Origin of the sequence: Methanothrix thermoacetophila PT (assembly GCF_000014945.1) — an archaeon.
Classification (GTDB): Archaea; Halobacteriota; Methanosarcinia; order Methanotrichales; family Methanotrichaceae; genus Methanothrix_B; species Methanothrix_B thermoacetophila.
Genome location: NC_008553.1, coordinates 776655 through 793010, shown reverse-complemented (window position 1 = coordinate 793010; position 16356 = coordinate 776655). Strand labels below are relative to the sequence as shown.

The following is a 16356-nucleotide window of genomic DNA, read 5'->3' as shown; positions in this document are numbered from 1 at the left end:
AATCACCCTCGAGGTTGCACTGATCCTCAATGATATGAGTATACCACCAGGTGGCTGGTTTTGTAATACTATAATCAAAATCTTTATTACCTAGTAAGATGACGTAGCATTGGCACGCGGCTTGACCTCCTTTACCTGACTCACAGGTTTCCCGATATGCTGAGAAAGGCTCGAGCGATGCCATCTGGCGCTTGCATTGGGGCAGGCGCCTCCTCTCCTAATACCATCTCATAGCAGCACACGTAGTTGTTGGCATGGGAACGCTGTGGGTTCGTCCAATTACCATGGCAGATCGAAATCCCCTGCAACAGCACTTGGAAGTGGCACAATGCGCATAAAAGTATTCACCTCTGATAAACCAGACGATAGGGGCACCCTAAATCAAATCGTTTCCCTGAGTTCCTGGAAAAATGCGGATTGAAACCTTCATAAGGCGCGAGATACAAGAAGACCCTTACTTTAATTAGATCTTATGGTGTTAATAAACATGCTTCTCGGCTATGGAAATTCATCTGTGCGGATCAAGCTGCAGGATGGCTGGGAGGTTCTCAGGCCGAACGAGCTGCCACCAGCGCATGATGGCGAGATAGAGAGAGCTCTGGACTCGCCCATTGGCGCCGGCCTGGAGGATCTCTCTGGCAGGAGTGCAGCGGTGATCGTGAGCGACATCACCCGACCATCTCCTAGCCACAGGATACTTCCGCCCCTCGTGCGCAGGCTTAAGGGTGTAGGAGTGAAGGACCTGAGGGTCGTTTTTGCCCTTGGAACACATCGGCGCATGACCGAGGATGAGGTCAGGCATCTTCTGCGCGGATGTGTGAGACTTCCGCATTTCCAGCATGATGCATCGAGATGCGTGCATCTTGGTGAAACCAGCAAAGGCACACCGGTCGAGATCTTCGATCTGGTGGAGTCTTCAGATCTGATAATAGGCACAGGCAACATAGAGTACCACTACTACGCCGGATACAGCGGCGGCGCAAAGGCTCTTCTTCCCGGGGTGTCATCGGAGCGCTCGATACATCACAACCACATGATGATGAGAGAGCCGAGGGCGCGCTCTGGATTTCTCGACAGCCCTGTGAGGCAGGACATGGAGGAAGCAGCAGGCATAGCAGGACTCGATCTCATACTCAATGTCGTGCTGAACAGCAGAAAGGAGATCGTCTCGGCAGTGGCTGGCGATTACATAAAGGCGCATCGCGCTGGTGCATCGGTCGTTGACAGGATGTACCTGCGTGAGGTGAAGCCTGCGGAGATAGTCATAACATGCGCAGGAGGCAGGCCTAAGGATATCAACCTCTATCAGGCGGTGAAGGCGCTGGAGAATGCAAAGGGCGCCGCAGCTCCTGGCGGGACCATAATACTCCTGGCAGAGTGTGCTGAGGGGCTGGGCAACAGGGTCTTCGAGCGATGGGCGAGAGAATGCTCCACGCCTGAGGAGTGCGTCGAGCGCTTCGCAAGAGAGTACGAGTTTGGGGGGCACAAGGCAGCTTACATAGCAGAGCTGGCCCTCAGGAACAACCTTGTTCTGGTATCATCGATACCCAGAGACGTGGCTGAGATGTGCTTCTTCACGCCGGTGAGGACCATAGAGGAGGCGCTTGAGCTCGCGTGGAGCGCGCACGGAAGGGATGCGAGGACCGTGCTCATCCCTCACGGGGACCTCACGCTGACAAGGACGGGGTAATTCGAAGATGAGCAGCTGTGGCGGGTGGTTTGACGGGCTCATCACAAAATCCCGATGAAAGGGAGTTCCTCTTGGATCTCATAAATGAGCTTGAGGATCTGTACGAGAGGCATGATGCTGCGCTCTGCGATATCGAGGAGTGCAGGAGATTCGGCGCGATGCTCGCCAGGCTCCTAGAGAGGCTGGAGGATGCAGGCCGGTACAGGCTTGCAGACAGGGTGATGGATATACTGAGCATCTGCAGCCCGAAGATAGCATCGCACTGCGAGAGCGCGGAGAGGACGAAAGGCATGATCAGAAGTTTGATTGAGAGGCTGAGAGATGAGGCGGAGATCTCAGAGCAGTGAAAAGGCCTCTGCACATTCGCGATCCGGCTTCAGTCCCGCCTCAGGCTGAAAGCTGGTGATTGAATCGATACTCCTGAGATATACCGTTAAGCACCGTTAAGCCAATGCATGCACCGGATGCAGGCGATGCGTGTGCATATTGCAGGAGCATTGCAGATGATATGGGGAGGACGTTTGTCTTCAATCCTTTTGATCGTGGGACTTATACCATTCTCACCTCTGCAAGCTATTTTATCCATTAGCGTGTCAGTTCTTTTGATGATCGAAGAGCAGTTTGATTGCCAGGTTGTATCATGGGAGGAGGCTTACGGGCTGGAGCGGGAGCTTGCATCTCGTATAAAATCCTCCGGATACCGTCCGGATCTTGTGGTCGCAATAGGTCGGGGCGGGTTTGTTCCCGCGAGGGTGGTCTGCGACCGCCTTCTGCACACGCAGCTCACGAGCATAAGGATCGAGAGATGGGGGGTTGCGGCTAACAAGCTCGAGAGGGCCACGATACGTTTTCCACTATCTGTGAGCATCTCAAACATGAGTGTTCTTGTCGTGGATGACGTGACCGACACAGGGGATACGCTCAGCGCCGCGCTGGATTATCTCTGGAGCCTGGGGCCTGCTGAAGTCAAAACAGGCGTGCTGCATCACAAGGTTTCCAGCAAGGTGGAGCCCGATTACTGCTCTGAGATCGTTCACAGATGGAGGTGGATAGTCTATCCATGGGCCTTCCATGAGGAGATGCTAGGCTTTGTCGAGCGTGTTCTCTCCGACAATCCTCTGGGAATGGAGGAGATACGCAATCGTCTTAAGAGATTTTACGGAATAGACATAAGCGAGCCCGACCTCTCTGATGTGCTGGAAGACGCCATCCTCACAGGGAAGGCTGAAATGACCGGTGAGGGGTACGTGAGGGCAGGGCAGGTCTGAATGCAAATCCACATCGTGATCAGGTTGTGTGCGTGTGGTACATGAAGACAGTGAGGTTCGGATGACAACTCCGAGGGAGATAGCAATAAAGCTGATGGAGGCGACATCGATGCTTGGCGATCCGAGGGCAGAGGATCCTCTCGTTCCAACGCTGTCTGAGGCAGACTACTACCGGATCGCGTGCCACATGCTATTCGTCTGCAAACGCTGCGGCACCTGCTGCACAACTGGAGATCCGATTAAGCTGAGGGAGGATGACGTCAGGAGGATCGCCAGGCATCTCAGGATAACGCCAAGCAGGGCCATGAAGCGGTATGCTGCCCGCAGGGTCTCAGAAACCGGGAAGAGTTTTCTTGCGATGAAGCACACCAGGCCGTGCAGGTTCTACGATCAATCTACAAAAGGCTGCAGGATCTACGAGGCCAGGCCATGGTCGTGCCGGATATTTCCGTTCCTGGGGATTTACGGATCTGAGGATGCTGTGAAGGTACACACCAGCTGCCCTGGCTCGATCGAGGCTGTGAAAACTCTTACTGAGGCACTAATAGAGTTGAAGGAAAGCGGTTACATGGGCACAGATGATCCAGATGCTGTGAGAAGGGCGAGGAGATGGTTCGACGACGCCCTCCTGAGACTCTCGCCGTAATGAGTTGCTCCGGCAGTGTGCCATATTTGCTGCAAAATCAAAACCGATCAGTGCGCAGATCCTGCCGGCCGCAAACACTGCTGCGAATCCGGCCCGCCGGCGTTTCATGCGATCTTTCCGATTATCAGAGCCACATTCTTGTCGTCATCATTCTTCATGTGCCCTGCATGAACGGGATGATCCCCGACGATTACCATCATCGTCTCCGGGCCTGCTCTGTTGAATATCTTCCCCACTTGAGCATCTATGGAGACGGCAGCTCGAACGAATCCGTCGAGATGCAGACCGTTGTGCGCTGCCTTGTCCAGACCTATGAAGTATGACACAACAAGATTCGGGTCTGTGGAGAGCGCCTCGAGGGTGAGCCTGCAGATGTGGTGATCGAACTCATCTGGAGGGAGTGTTCTCGGGACAGCGCCTATGTACTCTATCAACCCGTCGTAGACCTCTGCGCCACCCTTCTCCATTATTACCGCGGATCTGAGACCGGCTGAGCTCGCCATCTCAGGTATGCTCAGAATCGGCGATCTCTTGGCGCTCTCTGTATCGTATATGCCGTGATGCTCTGGTGTGAGCCCGCTGAGTATCGATGCTATGGCAGGAGATGTGTGATCTGCAACATGTAGAGCTCTGAACAGGAATCCTGATGCAGCGATCTCCCTCATGTGCCTCAGGTGCGGCAGAAATGATCTGTAAAGCTCATACCCAAGACTATCGACTATTATCAGAATCGCCCTCTGACATCTCCACCGCCCTATCTCCTCTATCGGCCTGCCATCAGGATGTGGGAGATGAAATCCAAGCACCTTCGCTATGCTCGGCGCGATGTCTATCTGGCTTACAGTTCTCATGATGTTCTGGTTTGAGATTGTCTTCACTGCCAATAAAGTTCGCCCTCGAAGATCACACAATACTGACGATATTTTATATAAGCATCAATATCCGGAAAGCTGTTCTGCCATCTCTCTAACCCCACAGCCTGTTTTATGGTTGGGAACTGCCCGAATTTATTGCTTTTTCGTTTATCTACGCGTCTGAGGCAGGCCAACCACTGGGAAGCTATTTATCAAACTACCGACTCAAAGAATCATGGTGATCTTTGTGGGGTTTATTGATGAGTTCAAGGAGTTCGCGGTGAAGGGCAACGCCGTGGACATGGCAGTGGGCATAATAATCGGAGTGGCCTTCGGGGCGATCGTCAACTCGCTTGTCAGGGACATAATAATGCCGCCGCTGGGTCTCATCCTGGGAAGAGTGAACTTCACGGATCTGTTCATAGCACTGGACGGAAAGGTATATCCGTCGCTTGCGGCTGCCCAGGCGGCTGGGGCTCCGACGATAAACTACGGACTGTTCATAAACACCATAATAAACTTTATAATAGTGGCGCTGGCCATATTCATCGTCATAAGACGCATCAATGCCATGAAGAAAGCACCAGCACCGCCTGAGCCGAACACGAAGGAATGCCCGTACTGCAGGGAGAGCATACCTCTGGCTGCGGTAAGATGTCCCTACTGCACATCCGATCTCAAGGCGTGATGCGAAAAGCTCCGGAGAGATCTCTCAACCTCTCTGTGGGATGCGATCATCAGAGATCCAGGCCATAGACCTCTCTCAGTGATGCTCTGGCCTTCTCCCTGACGATCTCTGGGCACTGGTCTGAGCTGCATGCTCTCTTGAGCGGCTCTATGGCCCTCGGATCATTTATCTCTCCGAGAGACCAGGCAGCCCAGGCTCTGATCTCCTCCAGATCTTCTCCGAGCATGACACCTATAAGCGGGGTTAGAGCTTTCGGATTGGCCATCTCGCCCAGCGTTGTCACGGCGCAGAGCCGTATCTCGGGGTTTTCGTCACCGAGGGCAGACACAACAAGATCGCATGCACGATCTGTGCGTATGCGTCCGAGAGCCTTCACAGCCTCAACCCGCACGTCCAGATACTCGTCGCCGAGAAGTGGGGCGAGGAGATCTGCTATGTCATCTATCGCGAGCTCTCCCATGAAGCCAGCTGTCCTCCGTCTGACCTCCGGGTCCTCATCGCGCAGGAGAGCTGTGGCTGCGGGGAGAGCCTCCCTGGATTTCAGCCTGGCGAGCGCAGTGATCGCCATGCTCCTCACCATGGGGTCAGTGTCATTCAGCAGATCTATCAGCGCGGCCTCTGCACGCATACCTCGCAGTGCGGCAGCAGCTCTGAGGCGAACATCTTTCGCTGAGTCAGATCTGATGGCCTGGACGAGAGCAGGGACAGCAGATGGATCCCCAATCGCCTCGAGTGCGGCTGCAGACCACTCTCTCACCGCTCGATCATCATCGCCGAGCAGACATCTCGATAGAGCCCCAACCGCCCTTGTATCACCAATCTTGCCGAGAGCCCATGCGGCTCTGTAGCGGACATGGGGTGTGGGATCATCCAGCGCTTTGATAAGTCCGGGAACTGCGCTCTCTCCCATACCCACAAGCTCCCATGCGGCCTTCTGACTCTCGAAGTAATTCTCGCTCCTGAGCATCATGAGTGCATCTTCACTATTCATGCTGGTGTACACCTCTCACAATCACACAATCAATCGAGCATGATCTGATGATAAGGTTTACCTACACCTCGATACATGCATGGAGCATGTTCGGTGGCAAGGATCACATACAGGTCGTCAACGGTCACCTCCACATTTCAGGTGCCGACACAGTCGAGATAGCGAGGCGGTTTGGCACCCCTGTTTACGTCACATCAGAGGATCGGTTGAGGGAGAACATTCGGAGGTATCACAGAGCTTTTCCAGATGCTGATAAGTACTTCGCCGTGAAGGCGAATGGCAACATCTCGATAATAAGAATTCTCGCGCAGGAGGGTGCAGGGGCTGATGTCTTCTCCGCGGGAGAGCTTTACCTGGCCAGGCTTGCGGGTGTTCCCAGGGAGAGGATACTCTTCAATGGTAACTCCAAGAGGGATGAGGAGCTGAGGATGGCTGTGACCTCAGGAGTTCGGGTCTCCATCGATTCTGAGGAAGAGCTGGAGAGCCTGAGCAGGATTGCATCCGAGGAGAGTAAGAATGTGGAGATCCTCTTCAGGGTCAACCCTGACATCTCGGTGAATACACATCCCAAGATAGCAACTGGCCTGAAGAGCTCGAAGTTCGGCATACCCGCGCAGTCTGTGAGGAGCATCTGCGAAAAGGCGATGCATATGGATGGCATTAAACCGATCGGTCTCCACTGCCACATAGGATCCCAGATACTCGATGTCTCGTCGTTTTCAGAGGCCGCCGCCAGGATGATGGATCTGGTAGGGGAGATAGTCGATATCGGGGGTGATATGGAACTCCTGGATCTCGGTGGTGGCCTTGGGATACAGTACGATCCTGCAGCGCCTCCAGCGCCGTCTCCAGAGGATCTCGCGAATGCAGTGCTGCCTGTGATTGAGAGGAGATCTGAAGAGCTTGGCGTCAGGCTGAAACTGATTCTGGAGCCGGGAAGGAGCATCGTCGCGGATACCACCATTTTGCTCACAGGGGTGAATGTTGTCAAAAGGGCCCACGTCACGTTTGTGGGTGTTGATGCCGGATTCAATGTGCTTGCACGGCCGATGCTCTACGATGCCTACCATTACATCGTTGTGGCGAACAGGGCAGATGCTGAGATCTCTGAGAGATACACGGTCGTGGGGCCGATATGCGAGAGCGGAGATGTCCTCGCGCGCAATAGGGCGCTTCCTGTGGTGAAGAAGGGTGATATTCTAGCATTTCTCGATGCAGGAGCATATGGATTTTCGATGTCATCTCAGTACAACGGCCAGCCTAGGCCCGCGGAGGTTCTGGTTCGCGATGGAGAGGTGGAGCTCATAAGAAAGGCGGAGGATATCAGCGCACTTCTGGCATGCCAGATCATACCACCGAGGCTGATGTGAGTATCTGAGAAGTGGAGCTGAAGACATCGATTCGTTCGGGTGGCGGGCTCGAACCGCCAGAATGCAGGGAATCGGCATTCTGGCGGATCCACTTGATTTCTTGAGGCGCATAGTGTTGGTCTCAGATGCGAGTAGATAGCCCCATTGCATGGCGAATATCTCACTCACATGCTCTCGAGACTGTATCGAGTGGATTGCGCGTCTCCTGCGATAAGCAGCACTTGCGATCTTCATGGGATATGGCCATGTCAGTGCATATTTTTCTTATTTTATGTATGTCTATCTATGATTAGACACATCAATAGTAACAATCCCGACCGAAGGGTTTAAATTCTTATAAAATGTAAGGAGCAGCGATACGTATGTCAGATATAGCAAGACGGACTCGATCTGACGTGGCGAGAAGATCGAGGGGCACAGAGGTCTCCAGGAGGGCGAGGTCTGAGGACCTGCCGAGAAGGTCGAGATAAGCATCTTGCTCACGCTGCCTGGAAACGCTACTCGGCATATAACATTTTTTTTTAAGAATAACGTATTTGGTGAGTACTTCAGTTGATTTTCATTCCGACAGCTCTCATCATATCGTATAATTGAAATAAGAAAAACATCGATCTCATATGGGGGTTTTGTATTGTCCAAGGACATATTGGAGAAGGGCGCAATTGTGCAGCGCGACAAGGAGACATACGCTATAGCTCCACACATACCCGGAGGTATAATCGACCCGGCCACGCTGAGAAGAATCGCAGATGTTGCTGAGAAGTACAACGCAAAGGTGCTGAAGCTCACATCCGCTCAGAGGATTGCAATAGTAGGCATCAGGCCTGAGGATATAGACAACGCGTGGAAGGATCTCGGCATGAGCCCGGGCCATGCGATAGGGATGTGCGTGCGAAGCGTCAAGATTTGCCCGGGAACAACGTTCTGCAAGAGAGGCCAGCAGGACTCAGTCGGAGTCGGATTGAAGCTCGACGAGAGGTATCATGGTTACCAGCTCCCCTGGAAGTTCAAGATGGGTGTTTCTGGCTGTGTGAACTCCTGCGCCGAGCCATGGATCAAGGATGTCGGGCTTATAGGCACATCGAAGGGCTGGCGTGTCGTCGTTGGAGGGTGCGCCGGCGCAAAGCCGCGGATCGCGCAGGTTCTGGCTGAGAACCTGAATGATGAGGAGGCGATCGATCTCGTCGACAGGATAATCAACTACTACAAGGCGCATGCGAGGAAGCAGCGTCTGGGGGAGTTCATCGAGGAGATCGGCTTCGAGAAGTTCAAGGCCGAGGTGCTGGGATCATAAAATCCGGGAGTTCCGAGATGGAGTCGCTTTTTGGGTGAGAATGATGTCCAAGACAGAGGAGTACCTGAAGGAGGCGTTTGCCGGAGAGTCGCAGGCGAACAGGAGATACCTGGCATTTGCTGAGAAGGCGGAGAAGGACGGGTATCCGCAGGTCGCCAGGCTCTTCCGGGCAGCAGCTGAGGCTGAGACAGTCCATGCAATGAACCATCTGAGAGCGCTTAACGCCATACGCTCGACGAAGGAGAACCTCGAGGAGGCGGTGGCAGGAGAGACGCACGAGTTCAAGGATATGTACCCCGAGATGCTGAAGACCGCCAGGGATGAAGGAAAGAAGGCCGCTGAGATATCGTTTCGCTATGCAAATGAGGTGGAGAAGGTCCACGCAGAGCTCTACAAGGAGGCACTGGCAAAGCTGGAAGAGTCAAAGGAGGAGTATCCCTACTTCGTATGCCCGGTATGTGGGATGACCGTCGGAAGGGAGCCTCCAGAGAGATGCCCGATATGCGGAGCTAAGGGATCGTCGTTCAGGCGGATAGACTGAAGTGATCCGCAGTATAGGGCGTGGTAAAAAATGAGCCGCTCCCGCGCCCTCGAAGGGCGGGCTCCCTGCTTCCCCCTGTCTTTCCCTAAATCTTATCCAGCTTCTCTATTCCGATCTTCTTGACGTTCGGCTTCCAGATCATGTCCGGCATCCATGCGGGCGCATTTGGTGGCTTCGGCACCTGAGTCCTCCATCCCTTGAAGATGTGGACCTTCTTCGTCCCCCTCTCTCTCAGCCTGATATCCGTGAACCCTCTGTTTGCAGCCTTGAGCGCCGCCTGTCTCGGCTGCTTCCCGCTGAAGACACCGATCTCGTTTCCTTCGGCATCCCTCAATGCGAAGTTCCTCTTCTCAGACTTTTTTTCCGCCATTTTTTATACCTCGAATTATCCATATCCATGGGCTCTTAAGTACTTCTGCATGTATATATCAAATCCCCTTATATTAATTTTTTGTTCCATCTCAGGAATTGGTGAAAGTACATCTCTGCGCATGCCCTTTCGACATGGTTATCCGATCTGAACTGCGATTATCTGTATGTGGCTCGAATTATATGGTATTTCAAAAGTTGGTGTTCGCATCGGCATCCACCGGCACAGCATCTCATGGAGATAAAACGAAGTAAACCGGTCGCATAAATGTCAGCGAAAATATAATATCCTGCGGTCTACATAGAACCACACATGATTCAGCAGACCGGCTACAGCAAAAAGGTGATGGAGCACTTCATGAACCCCAGAAATGTTGGAGTCATAGATGATCCCGATGGATACGGCAAAGTCGGAAATCCTGTTTGTGGGGACCTCATGGAGATCTTCATAAAGGTGGGGGATGAGAAAATAGAGGACATCAAGTTCAGGACGTTCGGCTGCGGGGCCGCAATCGCCACGAGCAGCATGATAACGGAGATGGCTAGAGGAAAGAGCCTGGAGGAGGCGATGAGGATAACAAGAAATGACGTGGCAGATGCTCTCGATGGCCTGCCTCCACAGAAGATGCACTGCTCCAACCTCGCGGCAGATGCTCTGCATGCAGCCATCAACGACTACCTCTCGAAAAAGCAAAAGCATTAAGATGCTGCAGGTATACAGAGCCCACATATGTGTTTGGTGGCAGGGAGGTTGCGTATGAGGATCATCGCGCTGACTGTCATTCTGTTTCTCATTTCGCTCCTGTATGTAGTCGCCGTGCCTGGGTGGGGTGCACAGCAGGTTGGAGGTGATTTTGGCAGAGCCTGGCTGCAGAGCCTGGAGCAGGTGGAGGGGGTTGAGAAGAACCGAACAAATGCAACGACGGATGGGCTCTGGTCATGGGGATCGATTCCAAAGTGGCACACGCTCGTAGGTGGCAGACTCGAGTACATGGGCTCAGGCATGTGGTTCTATCCGGCATTTCCCACAAACAGCACGCCAATAATCGAGAATGCGAGCCTGAGCGCAAAAAACGCACCAGACTTTGCATCTCCGGAGATGGTGAACGATCCGTGGATGATCTCCCAGGTCTCAGGGAGGCCGGTGCTCTTCAGAAGCCTGATCTGACACCCCACTGGAGATGCGAGACCAAAATCCATCTCTCATCACAGGCAGCTCTCACTTTAGGTGACGGTTTGGGGGAGCTGAATCGCATATACGAAGTGCTCTTTTCATACGTTGATCCTTTATTGGGTGTGCGGGAGATTCTGGGGCGTTACAGGCACTGTGGAAAGATGTTGTGTTGAATAATTAAAAGCTCTAATGCCAAATGCTATCGATTTTTAACAGAATTATAATTTGTATTAAGTCAGACTCTGCTATCGGATCTTCAAACATTATTCAACAGAGGGACCTGTCCTAATAAAGGCCGTGTGTTTGAATCGTGAGCCTTGAAGATATGCTCATCAAATAGACTTCCTCTTTATCCGGACACGTCCCAACACAGCATGGAAAGATTAAAATCACTAGAGTGTCTCCCTACAAGGGGGTGGTGTGTTGAAGGGATTTGTGGCAGTGATGGTGCTGATGATCGGATTATCCTCAGCTCTCAACTTTGGCATATCCTCGGAATCCCATTCGATGATGGAGAAGCGTCTCCTTTCATCGTTGGAGGCGATACTGATAAGCACCCAGTCTCTGCCGGCGGATAACAGCACTCTCAGTCTGAATAAATCAAATCTCGATTCAAACAGCACGATGAATCAGACCACAGCACCTGGCATCTCCTCTAATGATACGATTTCAACAATGAGTGGCGGAAGTGATGTTGCGTCCTCTGTGAACGGGAACATCAGGGGCTTCTGGAGCATGGAGGCCAGCAAGAAGAAATTTGGGAGAGAGGGGATATGGTCCAGAATCACCCTCAGCGGGGATTTCCAGGTTGATAAGTCTGTGATCTTCCACGAGCCGGCAGCATGAGATCTATATCACTGCTTCTGATAGTTTTTCTGATTATTGATGGGCATGGAGATATAGTCCCACAGACCCTGCCACCTGAGGTCGTGTGGATGCATATTTACGGGGGCCGATATGCAGACGGCGCATGGTCTCTGAGTGAAACGAGCGACGGCGGATACGTGGTTATCGGATACACCGTGAGGAACGATACAGATCTTTGGGTGCTGAAGCTCAACAGCCGGGGGGAGATCGAATGGGCCAGGACCTACGGCGGCCCTGGTGATGATATGGGCTACGGGATAGACGAGGTGGAGGGTGGGGGCTTCATCGCGGTCGGCACCACTGACTCCTTCGGTCCCGGAGGCGAGAAGCTGTGGGTGCTGCGTCTTGATGAGAGTGGAGATCTCATCTGGGACAAGGTGCTGGGCGGTCTCATCACAGATGGTGAGGCCGGATGGTCTGTCAGGGACTCGGGCGATGGTTTTGTGATAGCCGGATCGACGAGATCCTTCGGCGCAGGTGGCAAGGATTTGTGGATGATCAAGATGGATCGGGATGGCGAGGTCTTATGGTCGAAGGCCTTCGGCCTATCTCAGGATGATGTCGGATTCTCGGTGGCATCTACTCCCTTCGGGTACATAGCCGCAGGATATTGCACAGAATCGGGTAACGAGAATGTGTATCTTGTCATGACGGACCATCTGGGGTCGGAGATCTGGAACAGATCTTTTGGTGGCACGGGAAGCGATGCGGCGCTCTCGATGATCCCATCTGGAGATGGTTTTGTTCTGGTGGGAAGAACCGAGACTAATAGGGGGGACAGGGACATACTGCTCGCCAGGATCTCCGAAGCGGGTGATTTACTCTGGTGGAGGAGCTTTGGAGGTGAGGGGGACCAGGTGGGCATGGCGGTCGCGGAGTCAGATGATGGTTACATTGTGGCTGGAAGAAGTGGACTGGCCAACGACTGGAGCATGATTCTGGTGGTCACGGATTCGAACGGCGTGCCTCTCGCGTCTTACAGGTTGGGCAGGGGCATCGCAACGTCTCTTACGTACGGTGGAGATGAATGCGTGGTCGCCGGCACGATGCCCTCAGGGGATATTGAACAGGAGGATCTCTTTATAGCGAGCTTCAGACTGCCACTCTGGAGCGGCATGCCTGTGGAGGTGCACGAGTTACAAATTAATGAGACCGGCGTCCCGTCAGCGGCATCGATCCCATCGCCGCCAAACGCCACAGTAAGTGCCTCGTACGCATCTCCTCCCGATGGAATGCTGTCCAGCAGAAAGAGCGAGATGGGATCCAAGAGCTTCAGGGCAATGTTCAGGCTGTGATCACATGCTTGTCAGGATTCACGACATAGGGCTCTACCTGAGGTGCCCGATGCTGGTCTATCTGGAGTTTATGGGCAGAGAATGCTTCAGAGCTGACATCGAGCGCACTATTCTCCGACACCTCGCGCTTTACTCCGCACCAGATGACCTACGCGGAGATATGTCTAAGGTTGTTAGAGACTTGGCGACAGTCCACCGAATCCCTGAGGAAGACGTCGTCAGATCCATCGATGGTATGAGGGACTCGATCTCCAGGATCGCGTCTGTTCCGAGGGATCTCATAAAGCCATGCGATATCGAGGTGGAGCTGCGCTCAGAGCGCCTGGGGCTCTCCGGCATCCTGGACAGGCTGGTCAGGCCCGAGCCCCGGCGGCGAGGGCTGCTTGGAATGCTGCTGGGCGGAGAGGATAAGATGATTCCATCCATAGTCCGCACCGGCAGATCACCAGGAGAGGGTGTGTGGAGACGGGACAGGATACAGCTCGCTGGATACGCGATGCTCCTGGAGGAGCGCTTTGGCGTGGAGGTATCCACGGGACAGGTGGAGTATGTGCGCGATGGGGAGATGAGACGCATTCGCATCAGAAGCCTGGACAGATCGAGGGCGCTCTGGGTTAGGGACCGCGTGCGTGAGATACGCGATGGAGAGATGCCTGATGTGAGGGGCGAGAGATGCGATTCGTGTGAGATGGCCGGGATTTGCGGGATCAAAAGCTGCACGATCTCCAGGATGCTCTGATTCCTGAAATCCGCATCGTCCTCGTGTGCTCCTTGAGGTCGGATGCGAACAGGTCGCTGTGAGAACACACATCACAGATCAGCATATCCTGATGTCCGCGACCCCGTGTATGATCCCTGGCGCATACTTCTTGATTTTATGGCATCCGATGGGCTCCGCAGATCTCCCGAGAAGTGCTGCAGCATGCACAGGAGGTCTCATCAGGGCGTCGGGATACTGCCATGCGGGCACGTTCTGGTGGTAATGCAGGATGCCTCCGTGCCTCAGTGCCTCTATCCCCTTTCTCAGGTATCTGTCGGTTATCCCCACCATGCCCATTATGACCCTGTCTGCCTCTCCTTCAGGTGTCAGAAGAGCACAGTCGCCAAGCACCGGCTCGACGATTTCTTCAACGCGATTCAGCCGGATATTCTCCACCAGGTATCTGTGAGCGACTGGATTTATCTCGATCGCGGTGATCCTATATGGTCTTGAGTGCACGGCCATCGGCAGGGAGAAGTAACCGATCCCTGCGAACATATCAACGACGACCTCATCTTTACCGAGAGATGCCATCCGCATCCTCTCCTTCAGGTTGCCCTGGGAGAACATTATCTTCATCGGATCCAGCTTGAAGAGAACTCCGTTCTCCCTGTGGATCGTCTCCCCAGGTGTCCCTGCGATCACCTCCCTGCATGGCTCCCTGAACTGGCCTCTGACTCCATGATCTGCAAGAACGCATCTGCATCTTGGATAGAGCCTGAGAAGAGCATTGCCTATAATCTGCTTGTGCTCTGAGAGGGCAGGGTGGATCCTGACTATTATCGTGTCTCCCAGTATGAACCAGCCACTCGGGAGGAGATCTCTGAGCCGCTCTGGAATCGCTCCGTCTAGGAGATCTGAGAGCTCCGGCATTTTGAGATAGTACTCTGGAGATTGCTGCTCGATGATCTGAATCCCAGCTCTCTCTTTCAGTACAGGAATCTCAACCATCCCCCCTCTCCGCACGATCTTCCTGCGCTTATCGAGCAGCCCGCCCTCTAGAAGCATTCCGATGACGTTAGCTGCCTCAGATCTCCTTACCACCACAGCAAGTCTATCGCGTTCGCATGTAGCTCTGGTCAAACTCCACCCTCTCGGATGTGACATTCAGTCTGAGCTCGAGCTCGCGGTCCTTCTTGGTCACCTCATAGCTCCTGCCATGGACCACTATTCCTGAGTCGTAGCCCTCCGGCACCGATACGCTCAGCACGACCGGAACAGAATCTCTCTTCTCAGAGAGATACACCTTTATGCTCGAGTCTCCGGACGAGACCATCCGGACTACTGTACCCTTGTAGTGGGACACAGTCACGGTGCCACCCCTGGCGATCACAGATCTGTCGATGTTCTCGGGGAGGATGAGCTCCACCTCATGCTCTATGCCGGCAGAGTTCTTGATGTCAAAGTTGAGCACGCTCTCATTTGTGCTGTTCGAGATGTACGCACCATACAGCACGTGGTCTATCTGAGCAGGGGCGAGAGAAGGCAAGTACATGAAGAATGCGCCAATCCCGGCAACGATGAGCAGTGCTGCCAAGATGATGCCGATCTGAATTCGCGTGTAGCCTCTCCTCTCAGCCTCGATCTCCTCTTTAGCCCCTCCTCTAGTCTCAGGTGCAGCCGAGGGCTCCGGTTGTTGGACCTCTCCGGCGCGATCTTCTTTCTCCTCTTCTGTGTACAGGGCTTCGGCAACATCATGCCTCGGGGGGGATGGTATCGGCTCTGCAGACGTCTCCTGCGCTGGGGCCTCTGCAGCAGCCTCTCCACTCGGCTCGCCCCTCGGCATCTCTTCCACGCCTGCGGGTTCGATTCCTGGAGCTTTCTCCGTAGCCAGTTTTTCCTCTTCAGCGGTCACCCCAGCCTCTGGCTCTCTGATCTCGGCCCTCTCCTTCAGCAGCGAGACCTTTCTCCTGCTGGGCAGTGTGACCGTCCCCCTGCCAAAATCGAAGATCAGATCGGTGTATACTCCAGCGGAGTCCACGAAATGAGACGCTTTTGGAATGAGGTATGAGACTCCTGAGATCTTCAATTCATCAAAGAACTCTGTGTTTTTCATGAGTCTGTCTTTGAAGGCATAGACAGCCCCGCCCTCCATCTTCGCCTCGACCTCGCTCAGGCTGGGGAATCTGTCCTCTGAGAGGGCAAGTTCGGCAGTCGCCTTCGCATAGGCCTCGAAAAAGACACGACTCATTCTGTTTAGCCTGTTCGTGTACCTCCTGTCAAACAGGAATGCGAAGCTTTCTCCGCTGAGCGGAAGCGGGCTTTTGCCTTCGTTTGCGAGCTTCCATGATGAGAAGGAGACATCCATCGTATCTGTACCTGCGCAGACCATGATAAGTATTTTTTGGAAATCCGCCGACTGCGCATGGCGATGCAGATGCAGCGTGCCATCAGTTGATCAGCTGTGATTGAATAGTTTAACAGACTGTCAGCAATCGGCATGCACTGGTATGATGTCAGATCAATCCCACAGGCTCGTATGAGCTATGGTTAGAGGCACTGCATAAGCAATTGACGTTGCATTTCTGTGACGATCCTTCTCTCCGGGA

At 53.7% G+C, this 16356-nt stretch carries 18 protein-coding genes; 13 read left to right on the top strand and 5 right to left on the bottom strand.

What is annotated here, in order from left to right; genetic code table 11:
- Positions 1-487 precede the first annotated feature (487 nt).
- The 4 genes from larA (at position 488) to MTHE_RS03850 (ending at position 3604) form a co-directional block, all read left to right on the top strand.
- A complete protein-coding gene (gene larA / locus MTHE_RS03865) occupies positions 488-1690 on the top strand; it encodes a nickel-dependent lactate racemase (protein WP_011695938.1) in 1203 nt (400 codons plus the stop codon).
- Between the two features lie 17 nt (positions 1691-1707).
- Positions 1708-2037, top strand: a complete 330-nt coding sequence (locus MTHE_RS03860) for a hypothetical protein (protein WP_175265765.1) — start codon at positions 1708-1710, stop codon at positions 2035-2037.
- Between the two features lie 258 nt (positions 2038-2295).
- Positions 2296-2958: a phosphoribosyltransferase gene (locus MTHE_RS03855; protein ID WP_011695936.1), complete on the top strand. Its 663-nt coding sequence runs from the start codon at positions 2296-2298 to the stop codon at positions 2956-2958.
- Between the two features lie 61 nt (positions 2959-3019).
- Entirely contained in the window at positions 3020-3604 is a 585-nt protein-coding gene (locus MTHE_RS03850; protein WP_011695935.1) for a YkgJ family cysteine cluster protein, read from the top strand.
- A gap of 104 nt (positions 3605-3708) precedes the next feature.
- Here the strand turns inward: MTHE_RS03850 and MTHE_RS03845 are convergent, their stop codons facing one another.
- Positions 3709-4482 (bottom strand): alkaline phosphatase family protein, encoded by a 774-nt coding sequence (locus tag MTHE_RS03845; protein WP_232840917.1) that lies wholly within the window; start codon positions 4480-4482, stop codon positions 3709-3711.
- A gap of 223 nt (positions 4483-4705) precedes the next feature.
- Between MTHE_RS03845 and mscL the strand changes: the two genes are divergently transcribed.
- Positions 4706-5146, top strand: a complete 441-nt coding sequence (gene mscL, locus MTHE_RS03840; RefSeq protein WP_011695933.1) for a large-conductance mechanosensitive channel protein MscL — start codon at positions 4706-4708, stop codon at positions 5144-5146.
- 49 nt (positions 5147-5195) lie between these two features.
- On the opposite strand, the gene MTHE_RS03835 is transcribed toward mscL, so the two are convergent.
- Positions 5196-6116: a HEAT repeat domain-containing protein gene (locus tag MTHE_RS03835; protein WP_175265764.1), complete on the bottom strand. Its 921-nt coding sequence runs from the start codon at positions 6114-6116 to the stop codon at positions 5196-5198.
- A gap of 107 nt (positions 6117-6223) precedes the next feature.
- On the opposite strand from MTHE_RS03835, the gene lysA reads away from it, so the two are divergent.
- From lysA to MTHE_RS03820, 3 genes are all read left to right on the top strand, one after another.
- On the top strand, positions 6224-7507 hold the full coding sequence (gene lysA, locus MTHE_RS03830) for a diaminopimelate decarboxylase (RefSeq protein WP_175265763.1): 1284 nt from the start codon (positions 6224-6226) through the stop codon (positions 7505-7507).
- Positions 7508-8138: 631 nt separating this feature from the next.
- Positions 8139-8801 (top strand): nitrite/sulfite reductase domain-containing protein, encoded by a 663-nt coding sequence (locus tag MTHE_RS03825; RefSeq protein WP_011695930.1) that lies wholly within the window; start codon positions 8139-8141, stop codon positions 8799-8801.
- A 43-nt stretch (positions 8802-8844) separates the two neighbouring features.
- Positions 8845-9342, top strand: coding sequence for a rubrerythrin family protein (locus MTHE_RS03820; RefSeq protein ID WP_011695929.1), 498 nt, complete (start codon positions 8845-8847; stop codon positions 9340-9342).
- Positions 9343-9427: 85 nt separating this feature from the next.
- On the opposite strand, the gene MTHE_RS03815 is transcribed toward MTHE_RS03820, so the two are convergent.
- The gene (locus tag MTHE_RS03815) at positions 9428-9712 is read right to left on the bottom strand and encodes a non-histone chromosomal MC1 family protein (RefSeq protein WP_011695928.1); all 285 of its coding nucleotides are present in this window, start codon (positions 9710-9712) and stop codon (positions 9428-9430) included.
- A gap of 312 nt (positions 9713-10024) precedes the next feature.
- On the opposite strand from MTHE_RS03815, the gene nifU reads away from it, so the two are divergent.
- From nifU to MTHE_RS03790, 5 genes are all read left to right on the top strand, one after another.
- Positions 10025-10414, top strand: coding sequence for a Fe-S cluster assembly scaffold protein NifU (gene nifU / locus MTHE_RS03810; protein WP_011695927.1), 390 nt, complete (start codon positions 10025-10027; stop codon positions 10412-10414).
- 54 nt (positions 10415-10468) lie between these two features.
- Complete coding sequence (locus tag MTHE_RS03805; protein WP_011695926.1) at positions 10469-10879, top strand: hypothetical protein; 411 nt, start codon at positions 10469-10471, stop codon at positions 10877-10879.
- Positions 10880-11308: 429 nt separating this feature from the next.
- The gene (locus tag MTHE_RS03800) at positions 11309-11731 is read left to right on the top strand and encodes a hypothetical protein (RefSeq protein ID WP_175265762.1); all 423 of its coding nucleotides are present in this window, start codon (positions 11309-11311) and stop codon (positions 11729-11731) included.
- A complete protein-coding gene (locus tag MTHE_RS03795; RefSeq protein WP_175265761.1) occupies positions 11728-13047 on the top strand; it encodes a hypothetical protein in 1320 nt (439 codons plus the stop codon). The genes MTHE_RS03800 and MTHE_RS03795 overlap by 4 nt, the downstream gene beginning before the upstream one ends.
- A 4-nt stretch (positions 13048-13051) precedes the next feature.
- Positions 13052-13786: a CRISPR-associated protein Cas4 gene (locus MTHE_RS03790; RefSeq protein ID WP_011695923.1), complete on the top strand. Its 735-nt coding sequence runs from the start codon at positions 13052-13054 to the stop codon at positions 13784-13786.
- Positions 13787-13864: 78 nt separating this feature from the next.
- On the opposite strand, the gene MTHE_RS03785 is transcribed toward MTHE_RS03790, so the two are convergent.
- Together MTHE_RS03785 and MTHE_RS03780 are read right to left on the bottom strand one after the other, a co-directional pair.
- Complete coding sequence (locus MTHE_RS03785; protein WP_011695922.1) at positions 13865-14890, bottom strand: class I SAM-dependent methyltransferase; 1026 nt, start codon at positions 14888-14890, stop codon at positions 13865-13867.
- A complete protein-coding gene (locus MTHE_RS03780) occupies positions 14862-16139 on the bottom strand; it encodes a hypothetical protein (protein WP_175265759.1) in 1278 nt (425 codons plus the stop codon). Before MTHE_RS03780 ends, MTHE_RS03785 begins: the two co-directional genes overlap by 29 nt.
- Positions 16140-16356 lie beyond the last annotated feature (217 nt).